This window comes from Burkholderia latens (genome assembly GCF_001718795.1).
Lineage (GTDB): Bacteria > Pseudomonadota > Gammaproteobacteria > Burkholderiales > Burkholderiaceae > Burkholderia > Burkholderia latens_A.
In genome coordinates, this window is the sequence record NZ_CP013435.1 from 787,805 (window position 1) to 801,144 (window position 13,340).

General features: G+C 66.7%; 13 protein-coding genes and 1 tRNA gene. 4 read left to right on the plus strand and 10 right to left on the minus strand.

The window, feature by feature from the left end; translation table 11 throughout:
- Positions 1 to 11 precede the first annotated feature (11 nt).
- A complete protein-coding gene (hda, locus tag WK25_RS03640) occupies positions 12 to 746 on the minus strand; it encodes a DnaA regulatory inactivator Hda (protein WP_040143483.1) in 735 nt (244 codons plus the stop codon).
- A gap of 247 nt (positions 747 to 993) precedes the next feature.
- On the opposite strand from hda, the gene purM reads away from it, so the two are divergent.
- The gene (purM, locus tag WK25_RS03645) at positions 994 to 2,049 is read left to right on the plus strand and encodes a phosphoribosylformylglycinamidine cyclo-ligase (RefSeq protein ID WP_059547776.1); all 1,056 of its coding nucleotides are present in this window, start codon (positions 994 to 996) and stop codon (positions 2,047 to 2,049) included.
- A 110-nt stretch (positions 2,050 to 2,159) separates the two neighbouring features.
- Positions 2,160 to 2,558, plus strand: coding sequence for a YybH family protein (locus WK25_RS03650; protein WP_069240998.1), 399 nt, complete (start codon positions 2,160 to 2,162; stop codon positions 2,556 to 2,558).
- Positions 2,559 to 2,871: 313 nt separating this feature from the next.
- On the opposite strand, the gene miaA is transcribed toward WK25_RS03650, so the two are convergent.
- Both miaA and mutL read right to left on the minus strand, forming a co-directional pair.
- A complete protein-coding gene (gene miaA / locus WK25_RS03655) occupies positions 2,872 to 3,846 on the minus strand; it encodes a tRNA (adenosine(37)-N6)-dimethylallyltransferase MiaA (protein ID WP_040143486.1) in 975 nt (324 codons plus the stop codon).
- The gene (gene mutL / locus WK25_RS03660; protein WP_069240999.1) at positions 3,843 to 5,837 is read right to left on the minus strand and encodes a DNA mismatch repair endonuclease MutL; all 1,995 of its coding nucleotides are present in this window, start codon (positions 5,835 to 5,837) and stop codon (positions 3,843 to 3,845) included. Before mutL ends, miaA begins: the two co-directional genes overlap by 4 nt.
- Positions 5,838 to 6,010: 173 nt before the next feature.
- Between mutL and WK25_RS03665 the strand changes: the two genes are divergently transcribed.
- Positions 6,011 to 6,694, plus strand: a complete 684-nt coding sequence (locus tag WK25_RS03665) for a DedA family protein (RefSeq protein WP_040144882.1) — start codon at positions 6,011 to 6,013, stop codon at positions 6,692 to 6,694.
- 93 nt (positions 6,695 to 6,787) lie between these two features.
- Here WK25_RS03665 and WK25_RS03670 read toward each other — a convergent pair whose 3' ends face one another.
- The 3 genes from WK25_RS03670 to WK25_RS03680 form a co-directional block, all read right to left on the minus strand.
- On the minus strand, positions 6,788 to 7,600 hold the full coding sequence (locus tag WK25_RS03670) for a mechanosensitive ion channel family protein (protein ID WP_069241000.1): 813 nt from the start codon (positions 7,598 to 7,600) through the stop codon (positions 6,788 to 6,790).
- Between the two features lie 194 nt (positions 7,601 to 7,794).
- A complete protein-coding gene (locus WK25_RS03675) occupies positions 7,795 to 8,628 on the minus strand; it encodes a class II glutamine amidotransferase (RefSeq protein ID WP_040143489.1) in 834 nt (277 codons plus the stop codon).
- Between the two features lie 132 nt (positions 8,629 to 8,760).
- The gene (locus WK25_RS03680; RefSeq protein WP_006484989.1) at positions 8,761 to 9,090 is read right to left on the minus strand and encodes a carboxymuconolactone decarboxylase family protein; all 330 of its coding nucleotides are present in this window, start codon (positions 9,088 to 9,090) and stop codon (positions 8,761 to 8,763) included.
- A 130-nt stretch (positions 9,091 to 9,220) separates the two neighbouring features.
- Between WK25_RS03680 and WK25_RS03685 the strand changes: the two genes are divergently transcribed.
- Positions 9,221 to 10,168: a cupin domain-containing protein gene (locus WK25_RS03685; RefSeq protein ID WP_040143490.1), complete on the plus strand. Its 948-nt coding sequence runs from the start codon at positions 9,221 to 9,223 to the stop codon at positions 10,166 to 10,168.
- A 385-nt stretch (positions 10,169 to 10,553) separates the two neighbouring features.
- On the opposite strand, the gene WK25_RS03690 is transcribed toward WK25_RS03685, so the two are convergent.
- The 4 genes from WK25_RS03690 to tolB form a co-directional block, all read right to left on the minus strand.
- Positions 10,554 to 10,629 (minus strand) — tRNA-Lys (locus WK25_RS03690).
- Between the two features lie 58 nt (positions 10,630 to 10,687).
- Positions 10,688 to 11,437, minus strand: coding sequence for a tol-pal system protein YbgF (gene ybgF, locus WK25_RS03695; RefSeq protein ID WP_040143491.1), 750 nt, complete (start codon positions 11,435 to 11,437; stop codon positions 10,688 to 10,690).
- A gap of 19 nt (positions 11,438 to 11,456) precedes the next feature.
- Positions 11,457 to 11,966 (minus strand): peptidoglycan-associated lipoprotein Pal, encoded by a 510-nt coding sequence (gene pal, locus WK25_RS03700; protein WP_040143492.1) that lies wholly within the window; start codon positions 11,964 to 11,966, stop codon positions 11,457 to 11,459.
- A 17-nt stretch (positions 11,967 to 11,983) separates the two neighbouring features.
- Positions 11,984 to 13,279, minus strand: coding sequence for a Tol-Pal system beta propeller repeat protein TolB (tolB, locus tag WK25_RS03705; protein ID WP_059547769.1), 1,296 nt, complete (start codon positions 13,277 to 13,279; stop codon positions 11,984 to 11,986).
- Between the last annotated feature and the right edge of the window lie 61 nt (positions 13,280 to 13,340).

Genomic DNA, 13,340 nt, shown 5'->3' on the forward strand with positions numbered 1-13,340 from the left:
GGAAGCGCATTTTACTCGAAGCGGTTCGGGCCTGTGCCCGGCGGTGCGGTGTCGTCGCCGGGGCGGGCCAGCATCCGGCGCAACAGCGGCAGCGTGACGGCGCGCTTCTGCTCGAGCGAGAAGCGGTCGAGCGCGTCGAGCAGCGCCATCAGGCTCGGCATGTCGCGGCGGAAATGGGTCAGCAGATACGCGGCGATGTCGTCGGTGAGCGCGATCCCGCGCTCCTTGGCCGCCAGTTTCAGTACGGCGATCTTGCCGGCGTCAGACGGCGGCGACAGATGGAACACGAGCCCCCAGCCGAGCCGCGTGCGCAGATCCTCGCGCACGTCGAGCGCGAGCGGGGCGGCGGGACCCGCGGCCACGAACGCGCTCGACGGATGCGCGCGCACCTCGTTGAACAGGTTGAACAGCGCAACCTGCTGCGCGTCGCTCATCTTGTCGCAATCGTCGATCGCGTAGATGCCGATGCGCGGGTCGAACGTGAACGCGCCGAGCGGGCTCTGCGGCGTCAGGTAGCGTGCGTAGCCGTACGATGCGTCGCTCACGAGCGCCTGCAGCAGATGGGTGCGGCCGCTGCCGGGCTCGCCCCAGATATAGAACGACCGGTCCGGCACGGGCCCCGCCGCGAGCGCGAGGTCGAGCTTCTGGAGCCGCGAGATCAGCTCGTCGTTCTCCTCATTCATGATGAAGTTGTCGAACGTGGCGGGCGGCGGCGTGCCGAGATCGAGCGTCAGTTGACGGGACACAACAGTCACAATGCGGGTCGGTTGATGAAACGCGCGCCGTACGCCGGGCACGCGCGGGGAACTGCGCCGGTCGTTGCACGCAAGGTCGCACGCACGGCGGCGCGCGGGTTCCGGCGCGGCATGCGGGGCGATGAAAACGGGGACGTGTCGACCAAGATGCAATCCCTGACGATTCGGTGCTGGGAATTCCGGCCAACGGGCCGGCTTCGGGTAAAATCGCATTTTACCGACCTTCTCGCATTCCCCCATGAATCCTCCGAAATCCGCTCCCGACGCTCAGGGTCTGTCCTACCGCGACGCAGGCGTCGACATCGACGCGGGCGACGCGCTCATCGACAAGATCAAGCCTTTTGCGAAGAAAACCCTGCGCGACGGCGTGCTCGGCGGCATCGGCGGGTTCGGCGCGCTGTTCGAAGTGCCGAAGAAGTACAAGGAGCCGGTGCTCGTGTCGGGCACCGACGGCGTCGGCACCAAGCTCAAGCTGGCGTTTCATCTGAACAAACACGACACCGTCGGCCAGGACCTGGTCGCGATGAGCGTGAACGACATCCTCGTGCAGGGCGCCGAGCCGCTGTTCTTCCTCGACTACTTCGCGTGCGGCAAGCTCGACGTCGACACGGCCGCGACCGTCGTCAAGGGCATCGCGCATGGCTGCGAACTGTCGGGCTGTGCGCTGATCGGCGGTGAAACGGCCGAAATGCCGGGCATGTACCCCGATGGCGAATACGACCTGGCCGGCTTCGCGGTCGGCGCAGTCGAGAAGAGCAAGATCATCGACGGCAGCACGATCGCCGCCGGCGACGTGGTGCTCGGTCTCGCGTCGAGCGGCATCCATTCGAACGGCTTCTCGCTCGTGCGCAAGATCATCGAGCGCGCGAACCCGGATCTGTCCGCCGATTTCCACGGCCGCTCGCTGGCCGACACGCTGATGGCCCCGACGCGCATCTACGTGAAGCCGCTGCTGGCGCTGATGCAAAAGCTGACCGTAAAGGGCATGGCGCACATCACCGGCGGCGGCCTCGTCGAGAACATTCCGCGCGTGCTGCGCGAAGGCCTGACCGCCGAGCTCGACCAGAACGCATGGCCGCTGCCGCCGCTGTTCAAGTGGCTGCAGGAGCACGGCGGCGTCGCGGACGCGGAAATGCACCGCGTGTTCAACTGCGGAATCGGGATGGCCGTGATCGTCGCGGCGGCCGATGCCGATGCCGCGATCGCCGACCTGACGGCCGCCGGCGAACAGGTGTGGAAGATCGGCACCGTGCGTGCGAGCCGCGAAGGCGAGGCGCAGACGGTCGTGGTCTGACGCACCGCAAGCAGGATGCAGTAACGAAAGCCGCCCGGGGCCGACCCGGGCGGCTTTTTTTCTGGCGTGGCCGCGGGCGTCGCAGCGCGCCGCTTGAAGGAGTAACGACGATGACGGAAGACGAACGCGCGATCCGGGAGCTGGTGGAAACCTGGTTCGTGTCGAGCCGGCGCGGTGACCTGGCGACCGTGCTCGATCTGATCGCCGACGACGCGATCTTCATGGTGGCCGGCAAGCCGCCGTTCGACAAGGCAGCGTTCGCGGCCGCGTCGCGCGACGCGAATGCGGCACGCGACGGCGCCGCGCCGAAAGTCGACGGCCGTTACCGGATCGACGAATTGCGCGTGGCCGGTGACTGGGCCTACATGCGCAATTTCATCGAGATCGACGTCACGCCGCCCGATGGTGACACGCTGCGCCGTTCGGGCCATACGCTGACGATTTTCCGCAAGACCGACGGCCGCTGGCGGCTCACGCGCGATGCGAATCTCGTGACGCCCGTGCAGTGAGTGCGGTGGCGTGCGGGGCGCCGGGCGCCGCCTGCACGGACGCGCGCGCCGCGCCAGGGTCGCGCGCGCCGGCGAGCAGCGGCGGCACCAGCAGATAGAGCAGCGCGGCGGCGGCCCACACGAATGCGGGCCACGTGCCGCAGGTGGTTGCGTAGATCGTCGTGACGACGGGCGGGGCCGCCCACGCCGATCAGCGGGCCCGCGATGAAGCCCACGCCCGTGGCGCTGACCGTCGATGGCGCGCGTCGGCCCGAGTGAATGGCGTGATGCAGCGCGCCCCGAAATGCGGCGCACCCGGCCTGCGTCGTGTGCGTCAGGTTGGCGCGCGGTCGTCGAGTACGCGCTCGAGTGCGTCCAGTGTGCGCGCGGTCGAATCCGGCGCGACACAGTCGACGACGACTCGCTCCGGCATCGCACGCAGCCACGTGATCTGCCGCTTGCACAGCTGGCGTGTCGCGAAGATACCCTTGTCCCGCATCGTCCGGTAATCGGTGACGCCGTCGAGATATTCCCACGCCTGGCGATAGCCGACGCAGCGCATCGACGGCAGGCCGATGTGCAGATCGTCGCGGCGGCGCAGCCGTTCGACTTCGTCGATGAAGCCTGCGTCGAGCATCGCATCGAAGCGTTGCGCGATGCGCGCGTGCAGCACCGAGCGGTCCGACGGTTCGAGCGCGACCGGCACGAAGCGGTATGCGGCAGCCGCATCGTCGGTGATGCGCGGCGCGGCGAGCAGCGCCGACATCGGCTGCCCGGTCAGCATGAATACTTCGAGCGCGCGCTGAATCCGTTGCGAGTCGTTCGGCGCGAGCCGCGCGGCCGTTGCCGGGTCGACCGCGGCAAGCCGTGCATGCAGCGCCGGCCAGCCGTCGCGTGCGGCGGCGGCGTCGAGTTCCGCGCGCACGGCCGGATCGGCGGTCGGCAGGTCGTTGAGGCCCTGCGTAAGCGCCTTGTAGTACAGCATCGTGCCGCCCGCGAGCAACGGCGTGCGGCCGCGCGCGATGATCTCGGCGATCAGGCGCAGCGCATCGGCACGGAACTCGGCTGCGGAATAGGCATCGGCCGGGTCGATGATGTCGATCAGATGGTGCGGCGCGCTCGCACGCTCGTCGCGCGTCGGCTTCGCGGTGCCGATATCCATGTCGCGGTAGACGAGCGCCGAATCGACGCTGACGATCTCGATCGGACGGCGCGCGGCCAGCGCGAGCGCGGCTGCCGTCTTGCCCGATGCGGTGGGGCCGAGCAGACAGGCGATCGTCGTCGGACGAGACTGCGGTGCCGCGCTCATTGTCCGCGCATGAAAAGGCGGTCGAGGTCGTTCAGCGTGAGCTGATACCACGTCGGCCGGCCGTGATTGCACTGGTCCGCGCGTTCGGTCGCTTCCATCTGGCGCAGCAGCGCGTTCATCTCGTCGAGCGTCAGGCGCCGGTTCGCGCGCACGGCGTGATGGCACGCGAGCGTGCCGAGCAGTTCGTGCTGCCGTTCCGTGAGCACGCGCGAGCCGCCGAACGCGTGGAGATCGGCGAGTACCGCGCGCGCGAGCGACTGCAAGTCCGCATCTTTCAGCAGCGCGGGCACCGCGCGGATCGCGAGCGTCGTCGGCGACAGCACCGCGAGGTCGAAGCCCAGCGATTCGAGCGTCTCGCGTTCTTCCTCGGCCGTACCGATCTCGACCGGCGTCGCCGTCATCGATACCGGCAGCAGCAGCGACTGCACCGCGACCGTTCGGTCCGCGAGCGCATTCTTGAACTGTTCGTACAGGATCCGCTCGTGCGCCGCGTGCATGTCGACGATGACGAGGCCGTGCGCGTTCTGCGCGAGCACGTAGATCCCGTGAATCTGGCCGAGCGCGAAACCGAGCGGCTGGTCGTCGTGCGCGGCGGCAACGACGGGCGACCCGCCGAAGCCGGGCAGCGGTGCGATCGGCGCGGCGACCGAACCGCCTGCATCGCCCGAGACGCGGGCCGTGCCGTCCGGCGCGCCCGAACCCGTGTCCTTGCGGCCGAACAGCGCGTCGTACAGCGCGAGCGGCTGCGCGACCGGCAGCGTGCCCTGCGTCATGCGCGCCTGGCGCATCCACGTGGTGCCGGACGACGATGAAGACGCCGCCGGCGAGAACCCGCTGCCACCCGTGCCAGACGCGCTGCGCTGACCGAGCGGCGTGGTCTGGAACGAAGCCGGGCCGCCGGGCGCGGCCTCGATGTGCGCCGCATGGCCGCCCGCGGTGGTCTCCGGCGACGCGCCCGCGTGGCGTGCGAGCGCGCGCTGCACCGCATGGAATACGTATTGATGGATCGAGCGCGAATCGCGGAACCGCACTTCGATTTTCGACGGATGCACGTTCACGTCGACCGCCTCGGGCGGCAGGTCGAGGAACAGTACGTACGACGGGTAACGGTCGCCGTGCAGCACGTCCTCATACGCGGCGCGTACAGCGTGCGTGAGCAGTTTGTCGCGCACGAAGCGGCCGTTCACGAAAAAATATTGCTGGTCGGCACGGCCGCGGCTCGCGGTCGGCAAGCCGGCGCAGCCGTAGACGGCGAGCGGCCCGGCCTGCTCGTCGAGCGGCAGGTGCGCGGTCGCGAAGCTGTCGCCGAGGATTTTCGCGACGCGCTGCGCGGGTTCGGTCGCGTTCCAGTGCTCGACGGCCTTGCCGTTGTGCAGGACCGAGATCGCGACGTCCGGCCGTGCGAGCGCCGCGCGACGGATCATCTCGAGGCAGTGGCCGAACTCGGTCTGCTCGCTCTTGAGGAATTTGCGGCGCGCCGGCGTGTTGAAGTACAGCTCGCGCACCTCGATCGTCGTGCCCACCGCGCCGGCGGCTGGCGACAGCGCGCCCGTGGTCGCGTCGATCTTCGTCGCGTGCGCGGCGTCGGCCGTGCGGCTCGTGATCGACATCTCGGCGACCGATGCGATCGACGCGAGCGCTTCGCCGCGAAAACCCAGCGTCGCGACTGCCTCGAGCTCCTCGAGCGAGCGGATCTTGCTCGTCGCGTGGCGCATCAGCGCGAGCGGGAGCTCGTCGGGCGGAATCCCGCAACCGTCGTCGGTGATCGAGATCCGCTTGACGCCGCCTTCCTCGAGCACGATGCGCAGCGTCGTCGCGCCGGCGTCCATCGCGTTCTCCAGCAACTCCTTGACGACCGATGCCGGGCGTTCGACGACCTCACCCGCAGCGATCTGGCTGATCAGCTGGTCGGGCAGGGGCTGGATCGCGCGCAGCGGGCGCGGAGCGGGGGCGGACGCGGCGCCCGTGGCCGTTTCGGTGATTTCGGACATGGCCGAATTATAGCGAGGCGGCGCCGGGCTGCCGGCGCTGTGCCCCGTTACGTTTTTTCACGGAGCCTTAAGGGACTTTCGGTATCATGACTGCGTTTCGCGTGCCGCCTTGTCCGGCGGGCGCTTCCGCCTTCTTCGGCCGTTTCGGCCATTTCGCCTTCGAGGAATCGCATTTGGATACGCTGCTTCATTTCGTCAACCTGGTCCTGCATATCGACGCGTTCCTCGGCGACTTCATCCGGCAGTACGGCGCATGGGTGTATCTGGTGTTGTTCCTGATCGTGTTTTGCGAGACGGGGCTCGTCGTGCTGCCGTTCCTGCCTGGCGATTCGCTGCTGTTCATCGGCGGCGCGTTCGCGGCGACCGGCGACATGAACGTCGGCGCGCTCATCGCACTGCTGCTCGTTGCAGCGATTGCCGGCAATACCGTGAACTATCTGATCGGCCGCTGGATCGGGCCGAAGGTCTTCAATACCCATATCCCGGTGCTCGAGCGCTTTCTCGATCGCGCGGCACTGGAGAAGACCCACTCGTTTTACGACAAGCACGGCGGCAAGACCATCGTCCTCGCGCGCTTCATCCCGGTCGTGCGCACCTTCGCACCGTTCGTGGCCGGCGCGTCGTCGATGAGCTTCACGCGCTTTCAGCTGTTCAACGTGATCGGCGCGCTGGTCTGGGTGCTGCTGCTGGTGCTGCTCGGCTACTTCTTCGGCAATATCCCGTTCATTCGCCAGTACCTGAACGTGATCGTGCTCGTGGGGATCGGCGCGGCGATCGTGCCGGTCGCGCTCGGCGCGCTGTGGAAGCTGGTGCGCGGGCGGCATTCGGACAATACGCAGAAGACGAGCGGGCGCTGAGCCGGCGTCTTTGCTTCGGTTCGGCAAAAGAGCGTGGCGGCCCCGGGCTGCCACGCTTTTTTTTCGGCCGTTTCGGCTGGCTTGCCGCGCGCGTCAGGCGTTGCGATGCGAAATCGGCGTTTCGGGCGTCGGATACCCGGCCTCGCGGAACGTCTCGAGAATCACGCGGTTGGTATCGCAGTACACCTGCCAGTAGTTCTCCGGCTGCGTCGACGGGCGCACGAACAACAGCGGGCCTTCCGGCGTAAATTGCAGCACGCCGACGTCCGGCGCCGGCACCTTCATCACGTTCGGGATCAGCTGGATTTGCGTCTTCAGGCGGTTGATCGCGTCGGCCGCGTCGACGCTGTTCGCGATCTTCGCGGTCAGGTCGACGCGGCGATGCGGCGTCGCGCTGTAGTTCGCGATGTTGTCCGAGAAGATCTTGTTGTTGCCGACGATCGTCACGACGTTGTCGGCCGTGATGATCGTCGTGCCGAACAGGCCGAGCTCTTTCACGGTGCCCGTCACGCCGCCCGCGGTGATCACGTCGCCGATCTTGAACGGACGCAGCACCTGCATGAACACGCCGGCGGCGAAGTGCGCGAGCAGGCCGCCCCACGCGGTGCCGATCGCGAGGCCGAGGCCCGCGAGCAGTGCGGCGAACGACGTGGTCTGCACGCCGAAGATCTGCAGGATCGCGAGGATCAACAGGACCGTCAGCAACACGCCGACGACGGAGGTCAGGTAGTCGGCGAGCGTCGGATCGACTTTGCCGCTGCGGCGCACGACTCTACCGAGCACGCCGGTGCCGATGCGGATGGCCCAGCGGCCGACGAACCACAACACGATTGCGGCAACGAGGTTCAGGCCGAAGTCGAGGCCGCGGGTCATCAGGAATTGCTGCGCAGTGTGAAGGTCGATCATGCGTTCTCCCCGGTAGATGAGCGCAGTGGCGCGAAAAATGGAGGTGTTCGGCTCCGAACGATCGGACGTTTATAACTCGACTGCTGCGCAGCGACAACCGCGCCGCGCGAATCGCGATGGCGTGCCCGATTCGATATCGCGTGCGTCGGCGATGCGGCGGCGACGTACGCAACTCGATGCGTGCGCAACGAAGCCTATTTGTGCCGCGGTTCGAACGCCTGCTGCCGCACATCGGCCCCATGAGCGACGATGGCCGTGCTTTCAGGCACTTCCGCCCACGCGCCGCGCAAATCGACGAGCGGTTCCGACACGACCATGAACGCGTCGTCGCCCGCTTCCGCAATACGCGGATTGTGCGGATAGAGCGCGTGCAGATGCTTGAACGACGTGCTATGGAACAGCGAGCGCGATTGCCGCTCACTCGAGTAACGCACCGCGATGATGCGCTCGCCGTCGGTCGCGCAAATCGTCATGTTGAGCGGCTCGGCGACGCGATATCGCACGGCGGCTTCCTCGATCACGCCGACCATCCGCTCGAGCGCGGGCAGCGGCGCCTGCTCGAGGCCGTAGGTGAGCGCGAGACGGAACATCAGCTCGGAGTCGGTCGAGCCCTCGAGCGTCGGGAACAGCGCCGGGTCGACCTTCATCGTCAGGTCGCGGCGCAGCTTGTGGAAATCGCGGATCAGCCCGTTGTGCGCGAACAGCCAGCGGCCGTGGCGGAACGGATGGCAGTTGGTTTCCTGGACGGGCGTGTCGGTTGCCGCACGAATGTGCGCGATGAACATCCGCGAACGGATCGCGCGCGCGGCTTCGCGCAGGTTGCGATCGTTCCACGCCGGATGCACGGAGCGGTAGCGAAACGGCAGTTCGTCCGGATGTCCGTACCAGCCGATACCGAAGCCGTCGCCGTTGGTCGTTGTCGCGCCCAGCTCCGAATGCAGACTCTGGTCGATCAGCGAATGTTTCGCACGAAACAGTACGGTCTCGAGTTGGATCGGGTTACCCGTATAAGCGAGCCAGCGGCACATGGAGCGCTCCTTCGCGGTCAATCTTCGCGCATGGTAGCCGACTTCGCGCCGCGGCCGGCGGCCGCGCGCGATTGGCCGCGACAGACGACACGGCGAAGGATGCGGCGGGGCGCCGCATCCTTCATGCGCGCGTCAGTCGCCGAGCGCATCCATCACGCGCGCGGAGTAGACGAGCGCCGCGCCCGCATTCAACGCGATCGCGACGCCCAGCGCTTCGGCCACTTCCTCCTTGGTCGCGCCATGCTTCGCGGCTTCGGCCGTGTGTACGGCGATACAGCCGTCGCAGCGCGTCGTGACGGCGACTGCGAGCGCGATCAGTTCGCGTGTCTTCGCGTCGAGATGACCCGTCTTCGCACCGGCGCCCGACAACGCCTTGTAGCCGGCAAGCGTGTCGGGCGACAGCTTCGCGATGTCGCCGATGCGGGTCGAGAGTTCCTTTCGGTATTCGTTCCAGTTCAGCATGATGCGTCCTTTCGAGAAGAGGTGGGTCGGGCGGCGGATGCCGCGATCCCCGGCGATGCAGGACTTATTCTGAGCGCTCGCGCTGAGGGTTTCGATACGCTAGAGTGTCAATTTTTAGCGCGAACGTCTCATGGACGCATTGAGTCAACTGTTGTCGCTGGGCCGTAGCCACGTCGAGCTCGACGTGCGCTGCCTGCTCGACGGCCCGTTCGCGATGCCGCACGGTGGATTGCCGCCCGGCGAGGCGGCATTTCATCTGCTGCTGGCAGGCACCTGCCGGCTGCGTACCGCGGACGGGCGCACGCTGCGGCTGACCGAAGGCGATTTCGTGCTGCTTCCGGGTGGCGATGCACACGATCTGTTCGATGCGAATGAGGGTGGAACGCGACGGGTCATGCCGTTGCGCGAGGCGGGCACGGGCGGCGGCGCGGTGCTGCCGGTGAAGTCGAATCGCGATGCGTCGCAATCGGTCGATGCGAGCGTGGACGTGCTTTGCGGTCGCTTCGTCTATGCGCGCGGCGCCGGCGAATTGCTGACGCGCGCGCTGCCGCGTGTGCTGCACGTCGGGCTCCGTGATGCCTCGGGGCTCGCGTCGCTGCAGCCGCTGACCAATGTGCTGCGCGCCGAGGCATCGAATGCCCAGCCGGGTGCGCGTGCGATCGTGAATGCGCTCGGGCAGGCATTGCTCGCATACGCATTGCGCGCGTACGGCCGCGATGCGCGCGTGCCGGCGGGCTGGCTCGCCCTGGCGGCGGATGCGCGGCTCGGGCCGTCGGTGCAGGCCGTGTTGCAAGCGCCGGCGCGGCCGTGGACGGTCGAGTCGCTCGGCGCGGCGTCGGCGATGTCGCGCGCGACGTATGCGCGGCATTTTCGCGACAAGGCCGGAATGAGTGTCGGTGCATTCGTCGCGCAGATCCGGATGATGCACGCGTGCACGCTGCTGCAGGACACGCAGCGTGGGCAGGCGGAGATCGGGCAGGCGGTCGGTTATCAGTCGGAGGCGGCGTTCGGCAAGGCGTTTCGCGCCGTGCTCGGCACGACGCCCGGACGTTGGCGGCGCGCGCAGCGTGGCGCGTAAGGCAGCACGCCCGAGCGTCGAGCGGCGCGGCAAAGCTGCTACCGTGCGCGAAGCGTATTCCAACGAAAACGATTACGGCCAACAGCCAACAGGAGAGTAAGAGCGGGCAAAAGCAATGAACCACCCGCGATCCAGCCGCCGTCGTTTGCATTCCGGGATTCTGGCGTTGTCCAGGCGGCTGCGTCGTCGCTGTCCGAGACGCGATCGCGCTGCGATGGAGATTCAATGAGCGATGGCCGGTGCGCGGACGGCGACCGCGATGTCTGCGATGCGGTGGATACGCATCGGAAGAGGGGGAAGCGCTCGTGCGCACGCATTCGCATGCGGCGAGTCGCGCAAACGAAAAAGGGGCTTCCGGTTTCCCGGAAGCCCCTTCTTTACATCTTGGTAGGCCGTGCGTGACTCGAACACGCGACCAACGGATTAAAAGTCCGCTGCTCTACCAACTGAGCTAACGACCCAAAGAGCAAAAAATTATAGCGGTGGATCGCTGGACTGTCAACAACCCGTCACGACGATTTATTTGATGCTCTCGATCTTGCCCTGCGCCGTTTGCGCCGCGTTCGACCCGGCGTACTGCGACACGACCTGCTCGAACGTCTTCTTGGCGGCCGCCTTCTGGCCTTGTTCGAGCTGGTTCGTCCCGATGGCGACCAGTGCGTCGGCCGCGCGCGGATGTTGCGGATACTTGCTCACGATCGCTTGCCACGTCGCGGTCGAGCCGCGGTAGTCACGCAGCGCGTATTGCGCATTGCCGAGCCAGTACTGCGCGGTCGGCTGATACGGGCTCTGCGGATACTTCGCGATGAAACTGCGGAAGGACGCAGCGGCGGCCTTGAAATTGCCGTTGCGGAATTGCTGCTGTGCTGCGCTGAGCGCATCCGTTTCACCTGGCTGCACGGTGCCCTCGACACCGTCGATCGTCGCCTGTTGCGGCTCGAACTTCTTGAGCCGCGTGTCGAGATCCTGGTAGTACTCCTTCTGCTGCCGCTCGAGCGTCGTCAGCCGGTTCGTCAGATCCTCGTTCTCGCCGCGCAGTGTCGCGACCTGCTGGTTCAGCTGGTCGATACGGCCGGATTGATCGAGGATCGTACGCTGGGCGGCCGACAACTGGTTGGCCAGGTTGTCGCTCTTGCTGCGCAGATCGAGCACGGCGCGGCGCGCCTCATTGTCGTCGAACATGCCGGCGTGCGCCGGCGCGGCCGACCACGCCGCGCCGGCGACGCAAAATGCTGCGGCCACGCGCAGCCAGGATACACGGTGCGTCATACGGCAATTCTTCCGTTACTTACTGTTGGTAGACGAGATCGGCGCGACGGTTCTGCGCCCACGATGCTTCGTCGTGACCCGTTGCTTGCGGCTTTTCCTTGCCGAGGCTCACGGCTTCCATCTGCGAGTCGTTCACGCCGAGCAGCGCCATTGCGCGGCGAACGGCTTCCGCACGCTTCTGGCCGAGCGCGAGGTTGTACTCGCTCGTGCCGCGTTCGTCGGTGTTGCCCTGGATCAGCACGTGACGCTGCGGGTGGCTCTTCAGATACTGCGCGTGTTGCTGCAGCAGCGGCTGGTACTCGTCCTTCACCGAATAGCTGTCGAAGTCGAAGTAGATGCTGCGCTTCGCGAGCGGGCTGTTCGGATCGTTCAGCGGATCGACGTTCACTTGCGCGACGTTGTCGGCGCTCGGCTGCGTGCTCATCGCACCCGCGTTGGCCTTGTCGTCGAGCTTCACGCCCGACTTACACGCTGCGAGCGCGCCGATCATCATCACGGCCAGGGCCAGACGAGCTTTATTCGACATCATGGTTACTCTCCTTGTGGTCATTGCATGAAGGGCCCCCACGACGGCTCACGAACGGAGCCGCCCTGGACGGACAGGATCTGCGGCGGCGCGCTGCCGTCGGAGGGCACTGCTGCCAGCACGTTGCGACCACCCGACTGGGTAGCGTACAGAATGTACTGGCCGTTTGCCGCGAAGCTCGGCGATTCGTCGCGATTGGTGTTCGTGATGGCGTTCGCCGCGCCGGTTTGCAGATCCTGAACGTACAGCTTGAACCCCCCACCCGTGCGGGAGATGTAGGCCAGCAGCTTGCCGTCCGGGCTGACGCGCGGGCTGGTGTTGTAGCTGCCGTTGAAGGTCACGCGTTGCGCCGCGCCGGCGCTTTCGCCTTGCGCGGGCATCCGGTAGATCTGCGGCGCGCCGCCGCGATCGCTCGTGAAGTAGATCCAGCGGCCGTCCGGCGAGTAGAACGGCTCGGTGTCGATCGAGCTGCTCTGCGTGAGCCGGCGCAGACCGCCGCCGTTGGCGTTGACCGAATAAATTTGTGTATTGCCCGTCAGCGACAGCGCGACGGCCAGCGTGTTGCTGTCCGGCGACCACGCCGGCGCGCTGTTGTTGCCCTTCTGGTCGGAGACCATGTAGCGGCGACCGGTCGGCAGATCGTGGATGTAGACGATCGGCTTCTTGCGCTCGAACGACACGTACGCGACCTTCGTGCCGCTCGGCGACCACGCCGGCGAGATGATCGGCTCCGTGCTCGACAGCGCGATCCGCGCGTTCTGGCCGTCCGAATCCGAAATCTGCAGCTGGTAGCGGTTGCCCGTCTTGATGACGTACGACAGCCGCGTCGCGAACACGCCGCGCACGCCGAGCAGCTTCTGGTAGATGTAGTCGGCGATCTTGTGGCCGGCCGTGCGCAGCGTGTTGTCGTTCGCCGTCAGCGACAGGCCGCCGAGGCTTTGCTGCTTCACGGTGTCGTACAGGATGAAATTCACCTTGTACTGGCCGTTCGCTTCGCGGTTCACGCTGCCGGCGACGAACGCGTTCGCGCCCTTGGCCTTCCATGCGCCGAGATCGACCGATGCGGTCTCGGGCACGGGCGTGCTGCCCGCATCGATATTCGTGAATTTGCCGCTGCGGGCGAGGTCCGCGCGGACGATCGACGTGACCTGCTGCGGCAGGCCCGCCTCGTTCGCGAAGTTCGCGGTGGCGATGGGGAACTGGGTCGAACCGACGCCGGTGATCAGCACGTTGACCTGCGCATTAGCGGCGCCGCCGGCCGCAATCAGACACGAGGCCACGAGTGCCCTGAAACCTAGTTTCGTCATCAAACTCATGCTTCTGCTTCCCATGTGACTTGGATCGCTGCGCAACCGCAGAGACAGTAAAAATACCCGA

Excerpts from the sequence above, each read along its gene's own strand:
- purM (WP_059547776.1), top strand. The coding sequence starts at position 994 with ATGAATCCTCCGAAATCCGCTCCCGACGCTCAGGGTCTGTCCTACCGC.
- WK25_RS03650 (WP_069240998.1), top strand. The coding sequence starts at position 2,160 with ATGACGGAAGACGAACGCGCGATCCGGGAGCTGGTGGAAACCTGGTTC.
- miaA (WP_040143486.1), bottom strand. The coding sequence starts at position 3,846 with ATGAGCGCGGCACCGCAGTCTCGTCCGACGACGATCGCCTGTCTGCTC.
- WK25_RS03675 (WP_040143489.1), bottom strand. The coding sequence starts at position 8,628 with ATGTGCCGCTGGCTCGCTTATACGGGTAACCCGATCCAACTCGAGACC.
- pal (WP_040143492.1), bottom strand. The coding sequence starts at position 11,966 with ATGATGTCGAATAAAGCTCGTCTGGCCCTGGCCGTGATGATGATCGGC.
- ybgF (WP_040143491.1), bottom strand. The coding sequence starts at position 11,437 with ATGACGCACCGTGTATCCTGGCTGCGCGTGGCCGCAGCATTTTGCGTC.
- WK25_RS03680 (WP_006484989.1), bottom strand. The coding sequence starts at position 9,090 with ATGCTGAACTGGAACGAATACCGAAAGGAACTCTCGACCCGCATCGGC.
- tolB (WP_059547769.1), bottom strand. The coding sequence starts at position 13,279 with ATGAGTTTGATGACGAAACTAGGTTTCAGGGCACTCGTGGCCTCGTGT.
- WK25_RS03670 (WP_069241000.1), bottom strand. The coding sequence starts at position 7,600 with ATGATCGACCTTCACACTGCGCAGCAATTCCTGATGACCCGCGGCCTC.
- WK25_RS03685 (WP_040143490.1), top strand. The coding sequence starts at position 9,221 with ATGGACGCATTGAGTCAACTGTTGTCGCTGGGCCGTAGCCACGTCGAG.
- mutL (WP_069240999.1), bottom strand. The coding sequence starts at position 5,837 with ATGTCCGAAATCACCGAAACGGCCACGGGCGCCGCGTCCGCCCCCGCT.